Source organism: Streptomyces sp. NPDC049627 (assembly GCF_044465645.1).
GTDB lineage: Bacteria > Actinomycetota > Actinomycetes > Streptomycetales > Streptomycetaceae > Streptomyces.
On the sequence record NZ_JBITLW010000017.1, the window covers coordinates 220,831 to 240,400 of the forward strand.

Annotated in this window: 19 protein-coding genes; 6 read left to right on the top strand and 13 right to left on the bottom strand. The window is 70.1% G+C overall.

All coding sequences use genetic code 11. The features are described from left to right. Window positions 1-18 precede the first annotated feature (18 nt). The 8 genes from ACIBU0_RS38180 to ACIBU0_RS38215 all read right to left on the bottom strand — a co-directional run bounded on the left by ACIBU0_RS38180 (window position 19) and on the right by ACIBU0_RS38215 (window position 11,132). Entirely contained in the window at window positions 19-1,203 is a 1,185-nt protein-coding gene (locus tag ACIBU0_RS38180; RefSeq protein WP_398827914.1) for an acetylornithine transaminase, read from the bottom strand. After that, complete coding sequence (argB, locus tag ACIBU0_RS38185) at window positions 1,200-2,114, bottom strand: acetylglutamate kinase (protein ID WP_398827916.1); 915 nt, start codon at window positions 2,112-2,114, stop codon at window positions 1,200-1,202. Before argB ends, ACIBU0_RS38180 begins: the two co-directional genes overlap by 4 nt. Next, entirely contained in the window at window positions 2,111-3,262 is a 1,152-nt protein-coding gene (gene argJ / locus ACIBU0_RS38190; RefSeq protein WP_398827918.1) for a bifunctional glutamate N-acetyltransferase/amino-acid acetyltransferase ArgJ, read from the bottom strand. Before argJ ends, argB begins: the two co-directional genes overlap by 4 nt. Then, a complete protein-coding gene (argC, locus tag ACIBU0_RS38195) occupies window positions 3,259-4,287 on the bottom strand; it encodes an N-acetyl-gamma-glutamyl-phosphate reductase (RefSeq protein WP_398827920.1) in 1,029 nt (342 codons plus the stop codon). The genes argJ and argC overlap by 4 nt, the downstream gene beginning before the upstream one ends. Window positions 4,288-4,352: 65 nt before the next feature. Then, window positions 4,353-4,721: a GtrA family protein gene (locus ACIBU0_RS38200; RefSeq protein ID WP_398827922.1), complete on the bottom strand. Its 369-nt coding sequence runs from the start codon at window positions 4,719-4,721 to the stop codon at window positions 4,353-4,355. Further along, entirely contained in the window at window positions 4,721-5,671 is a 951-nt protein-coding gene (locus tag ACIBU0_RS38205; protein WP_398827924.1) for a glycosyltransferase family 2 protein, read from the bottom strand. Before ACIBU0_RS38205 ends, ACIBU0_RS38200 begins: the two co-directional genes overlap by 1 nt. 24 nt (window positions 5,672-5,695) lie before the next feature. After that, complete coding sequence (locus tag ACIBU0_RS38210; protein WP_398827926.1) at window positions 5,696-8,371, bottom strand: YfhO family protein; 2,676 nt, start codon at window positions 8,369-8,371, stop codon at window positions 5,696-5,698. Window positions 8,372-8,648: 277 nt separating this feature from the next. Then, window positions 8,649-11,132: an alpha-L-arabinofuranosidase C-terminal domain-containing protein gene (locus ACIBU0_RS38215; protein ID WP_398827928.1), complete on the bottom strand. Its 2,484-nt coding sequence runs from the start codon at window positions 11,130-11,132 to the stop codon at window positions 8,649-8,651. 129 nt (window positions 11,133-11,261) lie between these two features. Here ACIBU0_RS38215 and ACIBU0_RS38220 point away from each other — a divergent pair, with 129 nt between their 5' ends. Further along, window positions 11,262-11,705, top strand: a complete 444-nt coding sequence (locus ACIBU0_RS38220) for a DUF6314 family protein (RefSeq protein WP_398827930.1) — start codon at window positions 11,262-11,264, stop codon at window positions 11,703-11,705. Here the strand turns inward: ACIBU0_RS38220 and ACIBU0_RS38225 are convergent. Together ACIBU0_RS38225 and ACIBU0_RS38230 are read right to left on the bottom strand one after the other, a co-directional pair. Then, window positions 11,687-12,280 (bottom strand): histidine phosphatase family protein, encoded by a 594-nt coding sequence (locus ACIBU0_RS38225; protein ID WP_398827932.1) that lies wholly within the window; start codon window positions 12,278-12,280, stop codon window positions 11,687-11,689. The two genes, ACIBU0_RS38220 and ACIBU0_RS38225, sit on opposite strands and share 19 nt — an antisense overlap. Window positions 12,281-12,386: 106 nt before the next feature. Beyond that, window positions 12,387-12,821: a GNAT family N-acetyltransferase gene (locus ACIBU0_RS38230; protein ID WP_398827934.1), complete on the bottom strand. Its 435-nt coding sequence runs from the start codon at window positions 12,819-12,821 to the stop codon at window positions 12,387-12,389. 90 nt (window positions 12,822-12,911) lie between these two features. Here ACIBU0_RS38230 and ACIBU0_RS38235 point away from each other — a divergent pair, with 90 nt between their 5' ends. Beyond that, window positions 12,912-13,532 carry a DUF6461 domain-containing protein gene (locus ACIBU0_RS38235; protein ID WP_398827936.1) on the top strand — a complete coding sequence of 207 codons (621 nt, stop codon included), beginning with the start codon at window positions 12,912-12,914 and terminating at the stop codon, window positions 13,530-13,532. 19 nt (window positions 13,533-13,551) lie between these two features. On the opposite strand, the gene ACIBU0_RS38240 is transcribed toward ACIBU0_RS38235, so the two are convergent. After that, window positions 13,552-14,985, bottom strand: coding sequence for a PLP-dependent aminotransferase family protein (locus ACIBU0_RS38240; protein WP_398827938.1), 1,434 nt, complete (start codon window positions 14,983-14,985; stop codon window positions 13,552-13,554). Between ACIBU0_RS38240 and ACIBU0_RS38245 the strand changes: the two genes are divergently transcribed. Both ACIBU0_RS38245 and ACIBU0_RS38250 read left to right on the top strand, forming a co-directional pair. Then, the gene (locus ACIBU0_RS38245) at window positions 14,984-15,901 is read left to right on the top strand and encodes a DMT family transporter (protein ID WP_398827940.1); all 918 of its coding nucleotides are present in this window, start codon (window positions 14,984-14,986) and stop codon (window positions 15,899-15,901) included. The two genes, ACIBU0_RS38240 and ACIBU0_RS38245, sit on opposite strands and share 2 nt — an antisense overlap. A 93-nt stretch (window positions 15,902-15,994) precedes the next feature. After that, on the top strand, window positions 15,995-16,198 hold the full coding sequence (locus ACIBU0_RS38250; protein ID WP_398827942.1) for a DUF1918 domain-containing protein: 204 nt from the start codon (window positions 15,995-15,997) through the stop codon (window positions 16,196-16,198). A 14-nt stretch (window positions 16,199-16,212) separates the two neighbouring features. Here the strand turns inward: ACIBU0_RS38250 and ACIBU0_RS38255 are convergent, their stop codons facing one another. Next, window positions 16,213-17,478, bottom strand: a complete 1,266-nt coding sequence (locus ACIBU0_RS38255; RefSeq protein ID WP_398827944.1) for a glycoside hydrolase family 10 protein — start codon at window positions 17,476-17,478, stop codon at window positions 16,213-16,215. Between the two features lie 198 nt (window positions 17,479-17,676). Between ACIBU0_RS38255 and ACIBU0_RS38260 the strand changes: the two genes are divergently transcribed. Together ACIBU0_RS38260 and ACIBU0_RS38265 are read left to right on the top strand one after the other, a co-directional pair. Continuing rightward, window positions 17,677-18,549 (top strand): 3-hydroxybutyryl-CoA dehydrogenase, encoded by an 873-nt coding sequence (locus ACIBU0_RS38260; protein ID WP_398827946.1) that lies wholly within the window; start codon window positions 17,677-17,679, stop codon window positions 18,547-18,549. Window positions 18,550-18,742: 193 nt separating this feature from the next. Beyond that, on the top strand, window positions 18,743-19,000 hold the full coding sequence (locus ACIBU0_RS38265; protein WP_031486726.1) for a hypothetical protein: 258 nt from the start codon (window positions 18,743-18,745) through the stop codon (window positions 18,998-19,000). Here the strand turns inward: ACIBU0_RS38265 and ACIBU0_RS38270 are convergent. Continuing rightward, a complete protein-coding gene (locus ACIBU0_RS38270; protein ID WP_030952280.1) occupies window positions 18,997-19,527 on the bottom strand; it encodes an NUDIX hydrolase in 531 nt (176 codons plus the stop codon). The genes ACIBU0_RS38265 and ACIBU0_RS38270 overlap by 4 nt on opposite strands. Between the last annotated feature and the right edge of the window lie 43 nt (window positions 19,528-19,570).

Here is a 19,570-nt window from a genome sequence, read left to right on the forward strand (position 1 = left end):
CGTCGTCTCATTTCCGGATCATCCGTCCCCGTCGGCCTCGTCCAGGACGCCGGGAAGGGCCTGGAGAAGCGCCTCCACTTCGTCGTCACCGAGGTTCAGCGGCGGCATGAGCCGTACGACATCGGGGGCGGGCGCGTTCACCAGGAAACCGGCGTCCTGAGCCGCCTGCTGCACCTTGGCGGCGAGCGGCTCGGTGAGCACGATACCCAGGAGCAGGCCCGCGCCCCGGACATGGGAGATCAAGCGATGTCCCAGGGCCTCGATCCCGTCCCGCAACGCCTCGCTCTGCCGCTTGACGTTCTCCAACAACCCGTCGTTCGCGATGGTGTCCAGGACGGCCAGGCCCGCGGCACACGCGACCGGGTTCCCGCCGAAGGTGGTCCCGTGGTGACCGGGCTGCAGCAGCTCCGCGGCCCGCCCGAAGGCGACCGTCGCGCCCAGCGGCAGCCCGCCGCCGAGCTGCTTGGCGAGGGTGACGACATCGGGCAGCACGCCCTCGTGGGCCTGGTACTCGAACCAGTGCCCGGTCCGGCCGATGCCGGTCTGCACCTCGTCCAGCACGAGCAGCGCCCCGGTCGAGGCCGTGATCGCCCGTGCCGCCTTCAGATAGCCGGCGGGCGGCACCACGACACCGAGCTCGCCCTGGATCGGCTCGATGATCACCAGAGCCGTCTCCTCGGTCACGGCTGCGGCCAGCGCCTGCGCGTCGCCGAAGGGCACATGCGTGACGTCTCCGGGCAGCGGCAGGAACGGCTCCCGCTTGCCGGGCTGGCCGGTCATCGCGAGGGCGCCCATCGTGCGGCCGTGGAAGCCGCCCTCGGTGGCCACCACATGCGTCCGCCCGGTCAGCCGGCCGATCTTGAAGGCCGCCTCGTTGGCCTCCGCGCCGGAGTTGCAGAAGAAGACCCTGCCCTCCCGGCCGAAGAGCTGGAGCAGCCGCTCGGCGAGGGCGACGGTCGGCTCGGCCATGAAGAAGTTGGAGATGTGGCCGAGGGACGCGATCTGCCTGCTCACGGCGTCGACGACGGCGGGGTGGGCATGCCCCAGCGCGTTCGTCGCGATGCCGCCGACGAAGTCGAGGTACTGCCTGCCCTCGGCGTCCCACACCTTGGTGCCCTCACCGCGCACCAAGGGCAGCCGCGGCGTGCCGTAGTTGTTCATGAGCGCGCCCTGCCACCGCGCGGTCAGCTCCTGGTTGCTCATGACGACTCCCCCTCGGTCTCGTCGGGCACGACCATCGTGCCGATGCCCTCGTCGGTGAAGATCTCCAGCAGGATCGAGTGCTGGACGCGGCCGTCGATCACGCGGGCGGTGTTCACGCCGTTGCGGACGGCGTGCAGACAGCCCTCCATCTTCGGGACCATGCCGGAGCTCAACTCCGGCAGCAGCTTCTCCAGTTGGGCGGCGGTGAGGCGGCTGATCACCTCGTCGGAGTGGGGCCAGTCCTCGTAGAGGCCCTCGACGTCCGTGAGGACCATGAGGGTTTCGGCGCCCAGAGCAGCAGCGAGTGCCGCAGCCGCCGTATCAGCATTGACGTTGTAGACATGTCCGTCGTCCTGGCTACGGGCGATCGACGAGACGACCGGGATCCGGCCGTCGGCGAGCAGGGCCTCGATCGCGCCCGTGTCGATGTCGGTGATCTCGCCCACCCGCCCGATGTCGACCAACTCGCCGTCGATCTCGGGCTGGTGCTTGGTGGCGGTGATGGTGTGCGCGTCCTCGCCGGTCAGACCGACGGCCAGCGGGCCGTGCTGGTTGAGCAGGTTGACCAGCTCGCGCTGCACCTGCCCGGCCAGCACCATCCGTACGACGTCCATGGCGTCCTCGGTGGTGACGCGCAGGCCCGCCTTGAACTCGCTGACGATGCCGTGCTTGTCGAGGGCGGCGCTGATCTGCGGGCCGCCGCCGTGCACGACGACCGGCTTGAGACCGGCGTGGTGCAGGAAGACGACGTCCTGGGCGAAGGCCGCCTTCAGCTCCTCGTCGATCATGGCGTTGCCGCCGAACTTGATCACGACGGTCTTGCCGTTGTGCCGGACCAGCCAGGGCAGCGCCTCGATGAGGATCTGGGCCTTGGGGAGGGCGGTGTGCTTCCGCGCGGGTGCGTTGCTCATGAGGAGTAGGCGCTGTTCTCGTGGACGTAGTCGGCGGTGAGGTCGTTGGTCCAGATGGTGGCGGTCTCGGAACCGGCGGCGAGGTCGGCGACGATGTGGACCTCGCGGTAGCGCATGTCGACCTTCTCGCGGTCCTCGCCGACGCCGCCGTTCTTGCACACCCAGACGCCGTTGATGGCGACGTTGAGCCGGTCCGGCTCGAACACCGCGGATGTCGTACCGATGGCGGACAGCACGCGGCCCCAGTTGGGGTCCTCGCCGTGGATGGCGCACTTGAGGAGGTTGTTGCGGGCGATGGAGCGGCCCACCTCGACGGCGTCGTCCTCGGTCGCGGCGTTGATCACCTCGACCTTGATGTCCTTGCTGGCGCCCTCGGCGTCCCGGATGAGCTGCTGGCCGAGGTCGTCGCAGACCTGCCGTACGGCTTCGGCGAACTCCTCGTACTCCGGGGTGACTTCGGCGGCTCCCGAGGCGAGCAGCAGCACGGTGTCGTTGGTGGACATGCAGCCGTCGGAGTCGACGCGGTCGAAGGTGACCTTGGTCGCGGCGCGCAGGGCCTTGTCCAGTACGTCGTTGTCGAGGGCGGCGTCGGTGGTGAGGACGACGAGCATGGTGGCGAGGCCGGGGGCGAGCATGCCGGCCCCCTTCGCCATGCCGCCGACGGTCCAGCCGTCCTTGGTCACGACGGACGTCTTGTGGACGGTGTCGGTGGTCTTGATGGCGATGGCGGCCTTTTCGCCGCCGTGCTCCGAGAGCTGCGCGGCGGCCGTCTCGACGCCCGGCAGCAGCTTGTCCATGGGAAGAAGCACACCGATCAGACCGGTGGAGCAGACGGCGACCTCGATGGCGCCCCGGCCGAGGACCTCGGCGACCTTCTCCGCGGTGGCGTGGGTGTCCTGGAAGCCCTTCGGTCCCGTACAGGCGTTGGCGCCGCCGGAGTTGAGGACGACGGCGGACACCTGGCCGCTCTTCAGCACCTGCTCGGACCACAGCACGGGCGCGGCCTTCACACGGTTGGAGGTGAAGACGCCGGCGGCGGCGCGGCGGGGCCCGTTGTTGACCACGAGGGCCAGGTCCGGGTTGCCGTTCTCCTTGATCCCGGCGGCGATGCCCGCCGCCGTGAATCCCTTGGCTGCCGTGACGCTCACGGTGCGACTCCGATCGTGGAAAGCCCCGTGGACTCGTCAAGTCCGAGGGCGAGGTTCATGCTCTGGACGGCACCGCCCGCGGTGCCCTTGGTCAGGTTGTCGATGGCGCTGATCGCGATGATGCGGTCCGCGGCCTCGTCGTACGCGACCTGCACCTGAACGGCGTTGGAACCGTAGACGGACGCCGTGGCGGGCCACCGGTCCTCGGGGAGGAGGTGGACGAACGGCTCGTCGGCGAAGGCCTTCTCGTAGGCGGCACGGACGGACTCGGCGGTGACGCCGGGCTTCGCGGAGGCGCTGCAGGTGGCGAGGATGCCGCGGGGCATCGGCGCGAGGGTCGGCGTGAAGGAGACGCAGACCCGCTCCCCTGCCGCCGCGCTGAGGTTCTGGGTGATCTCGGGCGTGTGCCGGTGGCCGCCGCCGACGCCGTACGGCGACATGGAGCCCATGACCTCGCTGCCCAGCAGATGCGGCTTGGGCGCCTTGCCCGCGCCGGACGTGCCCGACGCGGCGACGATCACGGCCTCGGGTTCGGCGAGACCGGCGGCGTAGGCCGGGAAGAGGGCGAGCGAGACGGCGGTCGGGTAGCAACCGGGCACCGCGATGCGCTTGGACCCCTCCAGCGCGGCGCGGGCACCCGGAAGTTCGGGAAGGCCGTACGGCCAGGTGCCGGCGTGCGGGGAGCCGTAGAACCGCTCCCAGTCGCCCGCGTCCTTCAGCCGGAAGTCGGCCCCCATGTCGACGATCAGTACGTCCGGGCCGAGCTGTTCGGCGACGGCGGCGGACTGTCCGTGCGGCAGGGCGAGGAAGACGACGTCGTGACCGGCGAGGACCTCGGAGGTCGTCTCCTGGAGCACGCGGTCGGCGAGGGGCAGCAGGTGCGGCTGCAGCGCACCGAGCCGCTGGCCCGCGTTCGAGTTGCCGGTCAGGGCCCCGATCTCGACCTCGGGGTGCGCCAGGAGCAGACGCAGCAGTTCCCCGCCCGCGTATCCGCTCGCTCCGGCCACTGCCGCACGTACCGCCATGTGATCCATCCTCCTCGTGATGGCATGACTATACGTTTCGCTGCACGTTTATGCAATCCCGGCGGTCAGGCGCTCCTGGGCAGCATGATCACCCGCGAGACGGCGAAGGTCACCGGGATCGCCGCCGCGGAGGCCAGCAGTGGAGCGAACCGGTTCCCGGCGTGCAGGACGTCGACGATCACGTACACGCCTGCGGTGGTGATCAGGAAATTGGTGGCGTTCGTCAGGGGGAACAGCAGGAATTTCCGCCAGGTGGGCCGCGTCCGGTAGGTGAAGCGCGCGTTCAGGAAAAAGGAGCCGGTCATGCTGAGAAAGAAGGCGAGAATATGAGCGGCGAGATAAGGAAGACGCAGAAGGAACAACAGGTAGAGACCGTAGTACGTGGCCGTGTTGGCGACGCCTACCACGGCGAAGGTGAGGATCTGCCTGCGCATCAGGAAATGAGGTCTTTCGTTCGTTCCACGTTGGTCGCCTTCACCAGGAAGTGCGGGCGCTCCTTGACCTCGTAGTAGATACGGCCGGTGTACTCCCCGATGACCCCGAGCATGACCATCTGGACGCCGGCGAGGGCGGTGACGGCGGTGATGATCGTGACATAGCCGGGTGTCTCCACACCGTTGATGAGCGCGGCGCCCACGATCCACGCCGTGTACAGCCCGGCGCACACCAGCAGGGCCATGCCGAGGTGGAGGGCGACGCGCAGCGGCCGGTTGTTGAAGGAGAGCAGTCCGTCGAGGCCGTAGTCGAGGAGGCTGCGGAAGGTCCACGAGCTGCGGCCGTGTTCGCGCACGGCGTTCTCGTACTCGAGGGTGGTGCCGGGGAACCCGACCCACGCGAACAGGCCCTTGGAGAAACGGTTGTACTCGGTGAGTTCCAGGACCGCGTCGACCACGCGCCGGGACAGCAGCCGGAAGTCACCGACCCCGTCGACGAGTTCGACGTCGACGAGGCGGTTGACGATTCGGTAGTACATGCGGGCGGTGAGGGTGCGGGTGATCCGGTCGCCGGTACGGGTGCGCCGGGCGATGACCTGGTCGTAGCCCTGTCCGCGCAGCTCCACCATGCGCCTGATCAGCTCCGGCGGGTGCTGCAGGTCCGCGTCCATGACGATCACGGAATCTCCCGTGGCGTGGCGCAGGCCGGCGAGCAGGGCCGCCTCCTTGCCGAAGTTGCGGCTGAAGGAGACGTACCGCACGCGCGGGTCGAGGGCGGCCAGATGCTGGAGGACGTCGAGCGTGCGGTCGCGGCTGCCGTCGTCGACGTACACGAACTCCATGTCGTGTCCGAGCGGCAGGAGTTCCTCCGCGACCTTCTGGACCTGTTCGTGGAAGCGCCCTATGACGTCTTCCTCGTTGTGGCAGGGTGCGACGATCGAGATGAGCATGGTCTTCTCCCCCGGGGGACTCGGTCAGAGAGCGCCGGTCGTGCGCTCGCGAGGTCGTGTGGTGGTGGTTCGCGGTGCCGTGCCGCGCCGTCGGCGGACGGCGGGGAGGACGGCGAGCAGGATCAGGGCCAGGAGCGAGGCGCTCCCGACCGCCAGGCCCAGCCGCAGGCCGGGCGGGTGGAAGGTGCAGGTGACGGTGGTCGAGGAGCCGTCGAGGGGTACGGCGATCAGCCCGTAGTACTCGCGGGCGGGTACGGCGGGATCGTCGCCCGTGGCGCACCGCCAGCCGGCGATCCGGGGGGCCGCGACGACGGCGGTGCCCACGCTCTCGGCGGGGAGTTCGGCCCGGACGAGGCCGTCGGAGACCGTCACCTCGGTGGCGCCGGTGGCCTTGAGCCGCTCTACGGCCGAGTGCAGCCGGGCGGTGTCCAGGCAGCCGACGGCGCCGTCCGGGATGAGCCCCGTCTCGGCGGGTGACAGGTCGATCCGCAGGCGTCCGGAGGCCGGGACCGTGCCGAGCCGCTGCATGGCGGCGATCTTGGTGACCGGGTGGTCGGACCGGAACCGCCCGGTCAGGCCGTGGGCCGAGTCACCGGCGAGCCGTGCCGTGCCCGAGAAGTGCGGCGCCCACAGGTAGACCTCGCTGCCGGCCGGGCACCGGGCGGTGATGGTCGGTTCGCGCCAGGCGGTCGCGGGACCGGGGATGCCGATGCGCAGGCCCGGCCGCTCGTCGTCGCCGGGGTCCGGCGGCTTCCCGGCGCTGGTGCGCACGGTGAGGCGGGGCACGGTGTAGACGCGGGTGCCCAGCAGGAGTTCCTGGTTGCGGTAGGGCGACGGCCCGAATGCAGAAACGTTTGTTCGCATGTGTGCGAGGGACGGGCGCACGGTGACCAGGGGCGGCACGTCCTGCCGGGACACGGTCGGCCGCCCGCCGTCCTGCGGGAACCAGTTCTGGTGCGGGTCCGGCGGGGAATGCACCCGGGCGCCGACGGAGAAGATCGCGTCCGTGACGGCGTTGTCCAGGCTCTGCACGTTGCGGCCGCGTGAGGTCCAGCCGTCCCCGAGGGCGGTGAGCATACGGCTGAGCACGTCGGAGGTGAGGCTGCTGTAGTACTGGGCGCCCTGGCCGCCCACCAGCAGCGGGTCGTTGCCGACGGTCTGCTCCCGGCCGGGGTCGGTGCGGTAGCGGGGCCAGCCGTCGGCCTGCGCGATCGCCTCGGCCTGGCGCTGCTGCCGTGCTCCCCAGGGCGCGTAGTCGTCCATGCTCGACAGCCGCGTCCTGTTGGCCACCGCGGAGGTGGCGGCGCTCTCGCCGAGCTGGGTGCCGATCAGCAGAACCGCGGTGAGTCCCGCGAGCGCGGTGCGGCGCCCCCCGTCGGTGCGGCCGAGCAGGGCCAGACCACCCAGCGCACCCAGGGCGGCGAGCACCGCGAGCGGCAGGGTGAAGGAGTGCCGCACCAGGTCACTGCCGCTCGCCACGGCGATGACCAGTGCGAGCAGCGCGCCCGCCGCGCCCAGCGCGCGCGAGTCGGGCGGGCCGTACGACAGGGCGTGCCACGCGGCGATCACGAGCAGCGCGCACAGCACGAAGCTCTGGCGGTACTGGCTGCCCTGCGGGGTGGCGAAGGCGTGCCAGAGCAGGTGGGTCGGGCCCCACTGCATCGACACGGCCACCCCGGCCGCCAGCAGCGTCCATCCGGCGCGCACGCGCCGGGGCACCGTCCGGTGGAAGGGCAGGGCGAGGGCGAGCAGCAGCGCCGTGGTGCCCACGTAGACGGCGGGTGAGGCGAAGCTGTACGTCGTCGGCAGCAGACGGGCCAGCAGATCCTCCGTCGCCACCGGCACGAACTGCCTGACCCTGCCGGGGTGGGCGTGCTTGGTGCCGAAGTACACCACCGTCACCACCGGAGCGGACAGGCCCACGCCGAGGGCGACGGTCACTGAGGCCCTCCCCGCCGCCGCGAGCCGCTGCCGGCGCGGCAGATCCGCCAGCCACAGCCGGAGCAGCAGCACCAGTCCGGCGGCGAGGGTGGCCATGTACGCCGTGTAGAAGTTGGCGGTCCAGGCGAGCGCCACGACCAGCACACCGAGCACCCGGCGCCGTCCGCTCAGCGTCCATTCGCCGACCAGGCACAGCAGCGGCAGGGCGACGAGGCCGTCCAGCCACATGGGGTTGTACGCGGCGTCCGTCACGGTCCAGCCGCACAGCGCGTACGACGCGCCCAGCAGTCCCGCCGCCCACCGGCGGCCGGGACGCAGGGCGAGCAGCAGCCAGGCCATGGCGGCGCCCGCGCAGGCGGCTTTCAGCAGGGTGATCACATACACCGCGAGGTCGGTCTCGTCCCTCGGGAACACCGCCACGAGCAGGGCGAACGGGCTACTGAGGTAGGTGCCGAGGTCGGGCAGGAAGCTCGCGCCGAACCCGGACTGCCAGTTGACGAGGAGACCGCCGTCGGCCCGTCCGTGCAGCAGGTCCCACAGGTGGGCGTGGAAGGGGACGTACTGGTTGCCCAGGTCGTTGACGTTCCGGGTGCGCGGGCCGAAGGGGTAGCTGCGGGCGACGGCGTCGGCGGCGCACAAGGCGGTGACGGTGATGACCGCCGCGAGCAGGGCGGCACGGGTCTTCGGCTCCGCCAAGGCCGCCGGTCCCACCCTGTCCCGGTCCGTGGAAACAGCCGCGGGCAGGGTCGAGCAATCCATTTCCGGCAGACCTCCCGCGAATTCGGAACGCCCGGGCGTTCCGTCCGTTGATTCGCCGACTTAGACGGGAGAGGTTTCCGGATGGTTGTGCCGTTCAGGAAAGTAATGCACTCAATTCAGAATGCCTCGACGCCTTTGGGGAGAAGACCACCGACGGAAAGGGAAACAGAGAATGTCGGGTACGTGTTCCGAAGGTTAACAAGCCCTCGAAGGCAAACGAACGGCGTCGGCCGGGCCCTCGCAGGAGAACCCGGCCGAGCAGGACCCTTCTCTCAGCTCACCCCTGCTTGATCCGCAGGAACGTCACCGAGTTCGCCGGGAAGGTGTACGTGAACTTCTTGGCGACCCCCGAGAAGGTGGACGTCACCGGGGTGACCGGCGTGTCCGTCTCGGTGTTCACCGCGTCCTGGTCGGCGGCCAGGGTGATGACGCGGGCCCTGGAGGCGACCTTGGCACCGCCCAGGTCGATCGCGGTGCGGGCCGCGGCCGACTGGGCGTTGACGACCTTGACGATCAGGTCGCCGGTCGTCGCGTCCTTGGTGACGACCTGGCGGAACGGCTCGGCCGGCTTGTCGTCGGTGAAGCTGCCCCACTCCTGGCCGTCGAGGTAGAGGGTGACCTGGCGGCCCCGCACCTTGACGTCGATGTCGTAGGCGCGGCCCGTCTCGATCGACCCGGGCTTGGTGATCAGCGTGCCCTTGCCGCCGTCCACGGCCTGCTCGATCGCGGACTGGGTGTTGTTCCAGCCGCCGAGGTTCCACCAGTAGTAGTTGCCGGTGTCCTTGACGCCGAAGGCGACGAGGAAGCCCTCCTTGCCGGACTTCTTGGTGGCCTTCACGTGCAGGTCGTAGTCGTGCCAGGCCGGGTCGCCGGCCGTGACCATGGTGTTCTCGGCGGCGGCGTCCGTCTGGACGTACTGCCCGTCCTGGATGCTCCAGCTGCCGCCGCCCGTGTGCGTCCACTTCGAGGCGTCACCGGAGAAGTCGTCGCCGAGGAGCGTCGAGCCGTCCGCCGCGGTGACCTTCACGTCGTCGTACGCCGCGCTGGTCGCCCAGGTCGACAGGCCGACGGCACCGGCGATCGGGCCGCTGACGTCCGGCGTGGTGGTCGCCTTCGACGGGACGACGCGGTCGCCGACGTTGTTCATGAACAGCTTCTGGACCTCGTAGTCGGCCGAGTTCCAGGAGGCCCGGTTGTTGAACCAGATCATGTCCGGCCGCCACTGGACGTAGTCCTCGTTGGCGAGCAGGGGGGCGTACGAGGCGAGCTTGACGACGTCCGCGTTGCGCTCCAGACCGGTCATGTACGCCGCTTCGGCGAGGCCGTTCTTCCAGGCGTTGCCCTGGGAGGCGTACTCGCCGAGGAAGACCTTCGGGCCGCTGCGGTCGTAGGAGTCGTAGCGGTCGTTGTTCTGCAGGAACCAGTTGGGGCTGTTGTAGTAGTGCTCGTCGACCATGTCGACGTTCGCCTCGCGGTTGAGCTTCCAGGCGGTGTCGAAGGTGGTGCCGGCGTCGTCCGGGCCGGAGTTGGAGATGACGGTGATGTCCGGGTACTTGGCCGCGATGGCGGCCCGGAACTTCTGGAAGCGGGCGAAGAACTCGTTCGGGAGGTTCTCCTCGTTGCCGACCTCGAGGTGGGTGAGGTGGAAGGGCTCGGGGTGGCCCATCCCGGCGCGCACCTTGCCCCACTCGGAGGTGGCGGGGCCGTTGGCGAACTCGATGAGGTCGAGGGTGTCCTGGATGTGCCGCTGGAGCAGTGCCTCGTCGTCGGTGGCCTTGTTCTGGCCGCAGCCGGTCACCAGGGCCGGGACGACGGGCAGCGGCATGGCGCCGATGTCCTCGGAGAAGCGGAAGTACTCGTAGTAGCCGAGGCCGTAACTCTGGTTGTAGCCCCAGAAGTTGGCGTTCGTCGCGCGCTGTTCGACCGGACCGATGGTGTCCTTCCACTGGAAGCTGCGCTTGCGCTGCCAGCCGCTCGCCTCGCTGTAGTCCTGCATGGAGCCGGTGTTGACCAAGCAGCCGCCGGGGAAGCGCACGAAGCCCGGCTTCAGGGCGGCGATCTTCTCGGCGAGGTCCTTGCGCAGGCCGTTGGGCTGGTTCTTGTACGTCTCGCGCGGGAACAGCGAGACCATGTCGAGGGCGGCCGCGGCCGAGGAAGCGACGGTCAGGCGGCCGCGGTTGCTGGTGCGGGTTGCGGTGAAGGTGAACTTGTACTTGGCCCAGCCGCCCCTGACGGCCACCGGTCGGGCGGTCGCCAGGGTGCCCGCGGCGTCCTTGAGGCCGACGGTCAGGGTGGTGCCGGCCTCGGCGCGGGCCCACACCGAGAAGTCGTACCGCTTGCCCGCCTCGACCCGGATGCCGGTGTTGTAACCGGCGTTCGTGACGGCGGAACCGGCGGTCAGGGAGAGGTAGTTGCGGTTGCGCTCGCCCAGCCGGCCGGAGTCGTTCACGACCTGTGCGGTGCCGTCGACCGTCCAGGAGGTGAGGGGCGTGTACGACCGGTTGTCGTCCGTCGAGTACTCGAAGGACCGGTTCTGCACGAGCTCGGCGTACAGACCGCCGTCCGCGGCCCGGTTGATGTCCTCGAAGAAGACGCCGTACATCGTGTCGTCGATCTTCGCGCCCTTGGCGGCGGGGTCGACGGTGATCGCGTAGTCGGTGACGTCCTCGGCGTGCGCCGGCGCCGGGAGGAGGGCCGTCGCCGTCAGGAGGGCGGTGGTCGTCAGACCGAGTCTCCAGCGGGTACGGGGGGTGCGTGACATGGATACTCCGCGGCTCGTTGTTCGAAATATCAGACAATGATCAGCACTTCGAACGGCAACATAGGAAGGGGGAATTGGGAGCGTCAACGGGTCGCACGGAATCGAAAGTGTTTCGAGAGCGAGGGGCGGATGGGTGAGTTCTGGCCAGTACCGGATGTACTGACGTATCTGGCCGGGAGCTGGCGGGTGGAGCGGTCCGTGCGGGATCTGGCGAGCGGGGAGGCCGGGGAGTTCTCCGGTACGACGGTTTTCGGCCCTACCGACGACGGCGGGCTGCTGCACCGGGAGTCCGGCACTTTCGTCTGGCAGGGCGCCGCCCGGCCCGCCGAACGGACGCTGCGCTTCCTGCCGGGTGCGACGCCGGGCACGGCGGATGTGCGCTTCGCCGACGGGCGGCCCTTCCACGACCTGGACCTGCGCTCCGGGCGGCACATCGCCGACCACCCCTGCTCGGCCGACCTCTACCGGGGCGAGTTCACCGTGCGGGACGCGGACCGCTGGCGGACGGTGTGGCGGGTGCGTGGTCCGGCCAAGGACCTCGTCCTGACCACCGACTATGCGCGCGAGGGCTGAGCCTGCGACCCGTCGAAGCGGAGGTTCCAGCGGCCGGCCCGGCCGGTCACGGTGGTCGTCGACAGGGGGCGTACGTCGATGTTCCAGTACGTGGAGGGCGGCGCCTTCAGCGCGTACACCAGAGCGGCACGGATCACGGACGGTTCGGCCACGGCGACGATACGGCAGCCGTCCTCCACGGGCCGCGTGTCGAGCCAGCCGCCGACCCGGGATATGAACGCGAGCAGTGACTCGCCGCCGTGCGGCGTGCTGCGCGGGTCCGCCAGCCAGGCGTCCACCGCCTGCGGCTCCCGGGCCATCGCCTCGCCGAGGGTCAGCCCGCGCCAGCGGCCCATGTCACAGTCGCGCAGGGCCAGTTGCACGAGCGGGGAATAGCCGAGGGCGTCGCCGGTGGCGCGGCTGCGCGGGGTCGGTGAGCAACAGCGCAGGTCGGCGGCCGCCAGCGGCAGCAGGTCGCGGGCGACGCGCTGCACCTCGTCCCAGCCGGCCTGGTCCAGCGGCCGGTCGTCCTCGAAGCGTTCCGCGAGCAGCGGGGAGCTGCGCGCTGCGGCGACGAACGTGACCCGAAGTGACATGCGTGGATGGTGTGCCGTGAGAGTGCGCAGGTCAAGGGGTGTTGTGCAGGAGTTACCGAGGGTGGGCCAAACCTTACTTCGAGGTCAGGACCAGGCGGACAAGTCGCTAGAAATAGAGCGCCATCCATCGGTCCGGCTTCTCCAGTGGCGCGAAGCCGAGCTTCTCGTACACGCCGTGCGCGTCGTGCGTCGCGAGCAGAATCCGCTTGATCCCGTACGGCCGAAGATGCTCGCGGACGGCGCCCACGAGGGCTGTCCCCATGCCCTTGCCGCGCACCGACGGATCGACGTACACGTCGCACAGCCACGCGAAGGTCGCCCGGTCGGTGATGACCCGGGCATACGCCACCTGCTCCCCCGAAACCGACGCATACACCCCGAAGTTCAGCGAACCCTCGATCGCCCGGTCCTGCTTGTCCCGCGCCCGCCCGAGCGCCCAGTACGCGTCGGTGGCCAGCCACCGGTGCACGCGCTCGGCGTCGAGGCGGTGGGGGTCGGTCGAGATCTCGTAGCCCTCGGTGAGGGGCGGGGTGTCGGTCATGCGGCGAGATTCCCAGGGGGATGGCGTCGGCGTCGAACGGTTTTCCCCGGTGGGCGGGGCGTTGTCAGTGGTGGGTGCGATGCTGCGGGCATGACGGGGACGACGACTGCTGCGGACTACGCGTGGCTCGAGGAACGGTACGAGAACCTGATGCAGGCGTACTGCATCACGCTGGTCCGCGGGCTGACTCCCGAGGAGCTTCTCCGGGAGCTGAAGGCCGAGCCCGGGCCACGGATCACCGGCGTGGACGGGCTGTGCGAGCCGTCGTACGCGGTGGACGCCGCGTACCGGCTGTTCGTCGGGGCGGCCCGGGTCGGCGACTGGTCGCTGATGGTCGAGTTCAACGGCTACCTGGGCGTCACCAACGAGGCCATGATCCCCCTGTCCCGGGGCCGCACGGTGGTCTCCCACTTCCTCAACGTCAACGCGGTCGACCACTTCTGCTGGTACGAGGACGGCGAGCTGCGCCTGCACTTCGAGCCGCTCTTCGCCCACTACCGCGACGGGACCCGTCCCGACGAACTCCTGACGGACATGCGGGAGTCGGGCTTCGACCTGATCGAGCACGACGAGGACGACGAGCGGGACTACCAGGACCTCACCGGCGCCTCCTTCGCCCTCGCCCACCGCATCACCGGCATAGGCCTGACCCCGGAGCTGTTCGAGTCCGCCGAGTTCACCTGCGGCATCGCCCCGGTCCCCCGCGGCTAGGCCCCTTTGGCGACAGGGCCTACAACACCTCGTCGCAGGCGGCCCGCAACCGCCGTACGCCCTCCGCGATCTCCCCCACCCCCGCCACCGCCGCGAAGCTCAGCCGCACGTGCCCGGCCGGAGGTTCCGCGCTGAAGTACGGGCGGCCGGGAGTGATCGCGACGCCCGCGCGCAGGGCCGCGGCGGTCAGGGCCCACTCGTCGGTGCCGTCGGGGAGGCGGAGCCACAGGTGGTAGCCGCCGGACGGGATGTGCGGGAGGGCGAGTTCGGGAAGGTGCAGGTGCAGGGCCGCCGTCATGGCGTCGCGGCGGGTCTTCAACTCCCTCGCGACGGAACGCAGGTGGCGCGGCCAAGCAGGCGAGCCGACGAGTTCCAGGGCGGCCTCCTGCAGGGGCCGCGGCACGAAGAAGGTGTCGACGACCTGGATGGCGCGCAGCCGCTCCAGCGCCGGTCCCCTCGCGGCGAGTGCGCTCACCCGGAAGCTGGGCGAAGTGGCCTTGGTCAGCGAGCAGACGTGGACGACGACACCGTCGGGGTCGTCGGCAGCCAGCGGACGCGGCAGCGGCCCCGCGTCCTCGTGCACGAGTCGGCGTACGAAATCGTCTTCCACCAAGAACGCGCCGGCTTCCCGGACGATGCGCAGCACCTCTTCCCGACGCTCGGAGCGCAGTACGGCGCCCGTGGGGTTCTGCAACAGCGGCTGGCAGACGAACACCCTCGCCCCGGTGGCCCGGAACGCATCGGCGAGGAGCGCGGGCTTCACCCCGTCCGGGTCCACCGGCACCGGCACCGGACGCAGGCCGGCCGCGCGGGCGATCGCCAGCATGCCGGGATAGGTGGGCGACTCGACGAGGACGGGTGCGCCCGGCGGGGCGAGCGCGCGCAACGCGATGGTCAGCGCGGACTGGCCGCCCGCGGTGATCAGGACCTCTGCGGCGGTGATGGCGCCGCCGATGCCCAGGGCGAACCACTCGCGCAGCTCCGGCAGTCCCTCCATGGGCGGCCGTCCCCAGGCGCCGGGACGGCGGCCCGCACGGGAGAGCGCCGCGGCCATCGCCCGCTCGGGCTGCAGCGAGGAGTGCAGATAGCCGCCGCTGAACTCGATCACGCCGGGCGGCGGAGCGGCGAGCGAGACCAGGACCCCGGAGGCATCCACCGAGCGCGGCACCAGGTCGGCGGCGCCGTCCGCACTGAGGGCGACCTCCTGCCAGGAGGTGTCACCGGCGGGGGCAGTGGCCGTACGCGGCTGCGCCCGAAACGCCCCGGCGCCGGGGCGGGTGACCACCAGCCCCTCGGCGGCCAGCTGGGCCAGCGCCCGCGAGACGGTCACGGGGCTCACCCTGAACCGCTCGACAAGGGCCCGACTCGACGGGAGCTTTCCACCGGGAGAGTAGCGATTCAGCTCCTGCCGCAACTGTTTCACCAGTTCATTCACACTGCTACTCTCCTGCATGAGAGCACAGAGTAGCGCTATTGAAACCACCCGGATAGCGGTGACCACCCCCCGGAACCGACCCGGGCTCGGCACCGCCCAGGCCGCCCTCGGTGTCACCGCGTTCTCGCTCACCTTCCCCGCGACCGCTTGGGGCCTGGAGTCCTTCGGGCCCTGGTCGCTCGTCGCCGTACGCAGCGTGCTGGCCGCCGTGATCGCCGGGGTCTGTCTGCTGGCCGTGGACGCCCCACTGCCCGCCCGCCGGCACTGGGCGGGCCTCGCGGTGGTCGCCGCCGGAGTGGTGCTCGGCTTCCCGCTCCTCACCACGCTCGCGCTCCGGACGTCCACCACCGCGCACGCCGCCGTCGTGGTCGGTCTGCTCCCGCTGACCACCGCCCTGTTCTCCGCCCTGCGCGTCGGCTCCCGCCCGTCCCGTACGTTCTGGACGGCGGCGCTCGCGGGCGCGGCGGCGGTGGTCGCCTTCACCGTCCAGCAGAGCGGCGGCGCCCTGACCACGGCCGACCTGTATCTCTTCGGGGCGCTGCTGGTGTGCGCGGCCGGTTACACCGAGGGCGGCCGGCTGGCCCGGGTCATGCCCGGCTGGCAGGTGATCGGCTGGACGCTGGTGCTGTGTCTGCCGCTCACCCTCCCGGCCGCCGCGCTCGCCCTGTCGTACGAACCCGTCCAGCTGACCTGGCACGGCGTGACCGGACTGCTGTGGGTCGCGGCGGGCTCGCAGTTCCTCGGCCTCGTCGTCTGGTACCGGGGCATGGCGGCCATCGGCATCCCGAAGGCCAGCCAGTTGCAGTTGGCCCAGCCCCTGCTCACACTGGTGTGGTCGGTGCTGCTGCTGGGCGAGCACCTGACAGTGGCCGCCCCGCTCACGGCCACGGCGGTCCTCGTGTGCATCGCCGTGACCCAGCGGGCACGTGGCTGAGCGGGCCGTACGACCCACTTCCAACCACCGCTCCACGCCGTAGACTCAAGGCCACGGACCGCTGCTCCCGCACCTGGTGAGGAGGACCGACAGATGCGTGCAACCGTGGGCGACCAGCTTGTCCAGCACGGCAGGGTGGTCGGACAACACGACAAGGTCGGCGAGATCGTCGAAGTCATGGGCCAGGAGGGCAATCCTCCGTTCCGCGTCCGCTTCGAGGACGGGCACGAGGGCATCTGCTCCCCGGGCCCCGACACCGAGATCCGTCACAAGGACATCCACCGCACCGCGCGGTAACCCCGGCAAGCCGATCAGCGTGGGGTCATCGCCGGCCGGCCGTAGTGGTCGGCGACGACCTGCGCCATGGCCCCGATCCGGTCCGCGGCCGAGTCCTTCGCGGCGAAGAAGACATGCCCGCGTGTCTCCGGGTACCGCTTCGCCAGGGTGAGGTGGCGCGACAGTTCGGCCGGGTCCTGCCAGGCTTCGGGCTGCGCGGGGTCACCGGCCTTGTACAGCGCCTCGCCGATGTACAGCTGCGTCCTGCTGCCCCGCGCCACCTGCGCCCACCAGGGCACGAGCTTGGCGTAGTCGGCGGCGGCGAAGCCGATGTTCCAGTACAGCTGCGGGCAGATGTAGTCGATCCAGCCCTCGCGGACCCACTTCCGGGTGTCCGCGTAGAGGTCGTCGTACGTCTGCACGCCCGCCCGCGACTCGGAGCCGAGCGGGTCGGTGGCGGCGTTGCGCCACACCCCGAACGGGCTGATGCCGAACTGGGTGGTGGGCCGGATCCGCCGGATGCCGGACGCCATCTCGTCGACCAGCTTGTCGATGTTGTCCCGCCGCCAGTCGGCCCGGCTCGCGAAGTCGCTGCCGTAGCGGTCGTAGGCCTCGGTGTCGTCGAAGGCCTGGCCCGTCACCGGATAGGGGTAGAAGTAGTCGTCGAAGTGGGCTCCGTCGAGCGGGTACCTCTCCACCGCGTCGAGCATCGCCTTCAGGACGAAGGCCCGGACCTCGGGCAGCCCCGGGTTGTAGTAGAGCTTGCCGCCGTACGGCACCGCCCACTCCGGGTGCTTGCGGGCGGGGTGGGACTCGGCGAGCTTGGCGGGGTCCGTGTGGTTGGCGATCCGGTACGGGTTGAACCAGGCGTGCAGCTGCAGCCCACGGTCGTGGGCCTCGGCGACGGCCGTGCCGAGCGGGTCCCAGCCGGGGTTCCTGCCCTGGGTGCCCGTGAGGACCTGGGACCACGGCTCGTACGGCGAGGGCCACAGTGCGTCGGCCGTGGGCCGCACCTGGAGGATCACCGTGTTCAGGCGGCGCTCCACCGCCCTGTCCAGGTGGGCGATCAGCTCCGCGCACTGCTCTTTCGCGGTCAGCCCCTGCTTGGAGGGCCAGTCCCGGTTCGCCACGGTCGCGATCCACACGCCGCGCATCTCCCGGGTCAGCCGTCGCCGGTCGCGGCCCGACCCGCCGTCCGCCATGGCGGCGCCCGCCGCCATCGCGCCGCCTCCCGCCGCGAGGGCCGACAGGGCGGTCACCGCGAAGGCCCGCCGTGACAGCCGTGACTTCCGGTGCAGCATCTCTTCGTACCTCCGTGTGCCGTGGTCAAGGGCCCACCCCCCGGGGCGGATCCGTATGGCCGGGATCACACCCCGCGTCAGCTTTTCATGAGGCACCCGAACGATCGATCAAACTTCGCCGAAGGTAACGTGCAGGTTTGGAGCAGGCGTCGAACAACGGCGGACCTGCCGCAGTCGTGGATCAGCGAAGGGGACGATGTGACCGGCATCTCCGGAGATATTGCACGCGTCGGTGTGGTGGGCTGTGGCCAGATGGGGGCGGGCATCGCCGAGGTGTGCGCCCGCGCCGGCCTGGACGTGAAGGTCGCCGAGACCACCGGCGAGGCCCTGGAGATCGGCCGTACCCGGCTGTTCACCTCCCTGACCAAGGCGGCCGAGCGCGGCAAGATCAGCGAGGAGGAGCTGGACGCCACGCAGGCACGCCTGTCCTTCACCACCGACCTGGGCGAGTTCGCCGACCGCGACCTGGTCATCGAGGCCGTCGTCGAGAACGAGCAGGTGAAGACCGAGATCTTCCAGGTGCTCGACCAGGTCGTGACCCGCCCGGACGCGATCCTGGCCTCCAACACCTCCTCGATCCCGCTGGTGAAGCTGGCGGTCGCCACCTCGCGCCCCGACCAGGTCATCGGCATCCACTTCTTCAACCCGGCCCCGGTGCAGAAGCTCGTCGAGCTGATCCCGGCGCTCACCACCTCCGAGGGCACCCTCGGCCGGGCCCAGCTCTTCGCCGAGAAGGTGCTCGGCAAGCACGCCATCCGCGCCCAGGACCGCTCGGGGTTCGTGGTCAACGCGCTGCTGATCCCGTATCTCCTCTCCGCGATCCGGATGTTCGAGACGGGCATCGCCAGCCGTGAGGACATCGACAACGGCATGGAGATGGGCTGCGCCCACCCGATGGGCCCGCTGAAGCTGTCCGACCTGATCGGCCTGGACACGGTCGCCTCCGTGGCGCAGAGCATGTACGAGGAGTACAAGGAGCCGCTGTACGCCGCTCCCCCGCTGCTGCAGCGCATGGTCGACGCGGGCCGGCTGGGCCGCAAGACCGGCTCGGGCTTCTACACCTACGGCTGATTACTGACGGTCAGATTCCGGCCATGTACGCGGGCCCGGCACCGGGAAGGTGCCGGGCCCGCGTCATTCACACACCGTGTGCGCTCCGGGCTCGCATATGCCACTCACACACTCTCCCCATGCGTCCACCAGGCGAGTTCACTTTCCCTGCGCATGCAAGGGATGACAGATGACTACGGAAAGGAGCGGACTCGTGACCGCCGATCCCGAGCATCCCGTCGTATCCGGAGAACTCGCAGAGTTACGACGTCGCCTCGACGTCGCCTACGCCCGCGTGGAGGGCGGGCTGGCTCTGCTCACGCACCGCAGCGAGGAGACCGCCAAGGAACTCGACGAGCTGAACACCCGGATCCACACACTGGAACACACGCGCTGGCCGCTGCCCGCGGTCGCCGCCCTCACCGCCGTGGGTGCTCTCGTCGTGGCGATCTGGCAGGCGATCGGACACTAGCCGAGCCTGAGATGGTGCAGCAGCAGTAACGCGGCCGCCATGTTGGCGGCCGGGACCTCCCCACGGGCGACCATGTCGGGGACGAGCTTGAGCGGGACCCATTCCCGGCGGTCCGACTCGAAGTCGTCCACAGGATGTCCGACGTACTCGCCCTCGTCGGCCCAGTAGATGTGGTGCCGGGCGTCGGTGAGCCCGTTGGAGGGCTCCACGCTCATGAGGTGGTGCAGGGGTCCCGGCCGCCAGCCTGTCTCCTCCTCCAGCTCCCTGGCGGCCGCGCGGGCGATGTCCTCGCCGTCCTCGACGACGCCCGCCGCGAGTTCCCACCCCCAGCTGTCGGTGATGAAACGGTGGCGCCACAGGAGGAGGACCTCATTGGCCTCGTTGACCACCGTGGCCACGGCGACCGGGCGCAGCCGTATGAGGAAGTGGTCCAGGTGCCGGCCGTCGGGCAGTTCCACATCTGCCAGGTTGACGGTGAACCAGCGGTTTTCATACACAGTTTGTTCGTTCTGTTTCGTCCACTGCACGGTTCTGCCACCTTCCGTCGAGTAAGTGGCAATATCGCAGCAG

What these genes read in the sequence shown, in the direction of transcription:
- argB (WP_398827916.1), bottom strand. Translation starts at nt 2,114, where the DNA reads ATGAGCAACGCACCCGCGCGGAAGCACACCGCCCTCCCCAAGGCCCAG.
- ACIBU0_RS38210 (WP_398827926.1), bottom strand. Translation starts at nt 8,371, where the DNA reads ATGGATTGCTCGACCCTGCCCGCGGCTGTTTCCACGGACCGGGACAGG.
- ACIBU0_RS38250 (WP_398827942.1), top strand. Translation starts at nt 15,995, where the DNA reads ATGCGTGCAACCGTGGGCGACCAGCTTGTCCAGCACGGCAGGGTGGTC.
- ACIBU0_RS38245 (WP_398827940.1), top strand. Translation starts at nt 14,984, where the DNA reads ATGAGAGCACAGAGTAGCGCTATTGAAACCACCCGGATAGCGGTGACC.
- ACIBU0_RS38225 (WP_398827932.1), bottom strand. Translation starts at nt 12,280, where the DNA reads ATGTCACTTCGGGTCACGTTCGTCGCCGCAGCGCGCAGCTCCCCGCTG.
- ACIBU0_RS38205 (WP_398827924.1), bottom strand. Translation starts at nt 5,671, where the DNA reads ATGCTCATCTCGATCGTCGCACCCTGCCACAACGAGGAAGACGTCATA.
- argC (WP_398827920.1), bottom strand. Translation starts at nt 4,287, where the DNA reads ATGGCGGTACGTGCGGCAGTGGCCGGAGCGAGCGGATACGCGGGCGGG.
- ACIBU0_RS38230 (WP_398827934.1), bottom strand. Translation starts at nt 12,821, where the DNA reads ATGACCGACACCCCGCCCCTCACCGAGGGCTACGAGATCTCGACCGAC.
- ACIBU0_RS38220 (WP_398827930.1), top strand. Translation starts at nt 11,262, where the DNA reads ATGGGTGAGTTCTGGCCAGTACCGGATGTACTGACGTATCTGGCCGGG.
- ACIBU0_RS38215 (WP_398827928.1), bottom strand. Translation starts at nt 11,132, where the DNA reads ATGTCACGCACCCCCCGTACCCGCTGGAGACTCGGTCTGACGACCACC.
- ACIBU0_RS38180 (WP_398827914.1), bottom strand. Translation starts at nt 1,203, where the DNA reads ATGAGCAACCAGGAGCTGACCGCGCGGTGGCAGGGCGCGCTCATGAAC.
- ACIBU0_RS38240 (WP_398827938.1), bottom strand. Translation starts at nt 14,985, where the DNA reads ATGCAGGAGAGTAGCAGTGTGAATGAACTGGTGAAACAGTTGCGGCAG.
- ACIBU0_RS38200 (WP_398827922.1), bottom strand. Translation starts at nt 4,721, where the DNA reads ATGCGCAGGCAGATCCTCACCTTCGCCGTGGTAGGCGTCGCCAACACG.
- ACIBU0_RS38235 (WP_398827936.1), top strand. Translation starts at nt 12,912, where the DNA reads ATGACGGGGACGACGACTGCTGCGGACTACGCGTGGCTCGAGGAACGG.
- ACIBU0_RS38255 (WP_398827944.1), bottom strand. Translation starts at nt 17,478, where the DNA reads ATGCTGCACCGGAAGTCACGGCTGTCACGGCGGGCCTTCGCGGTGACC.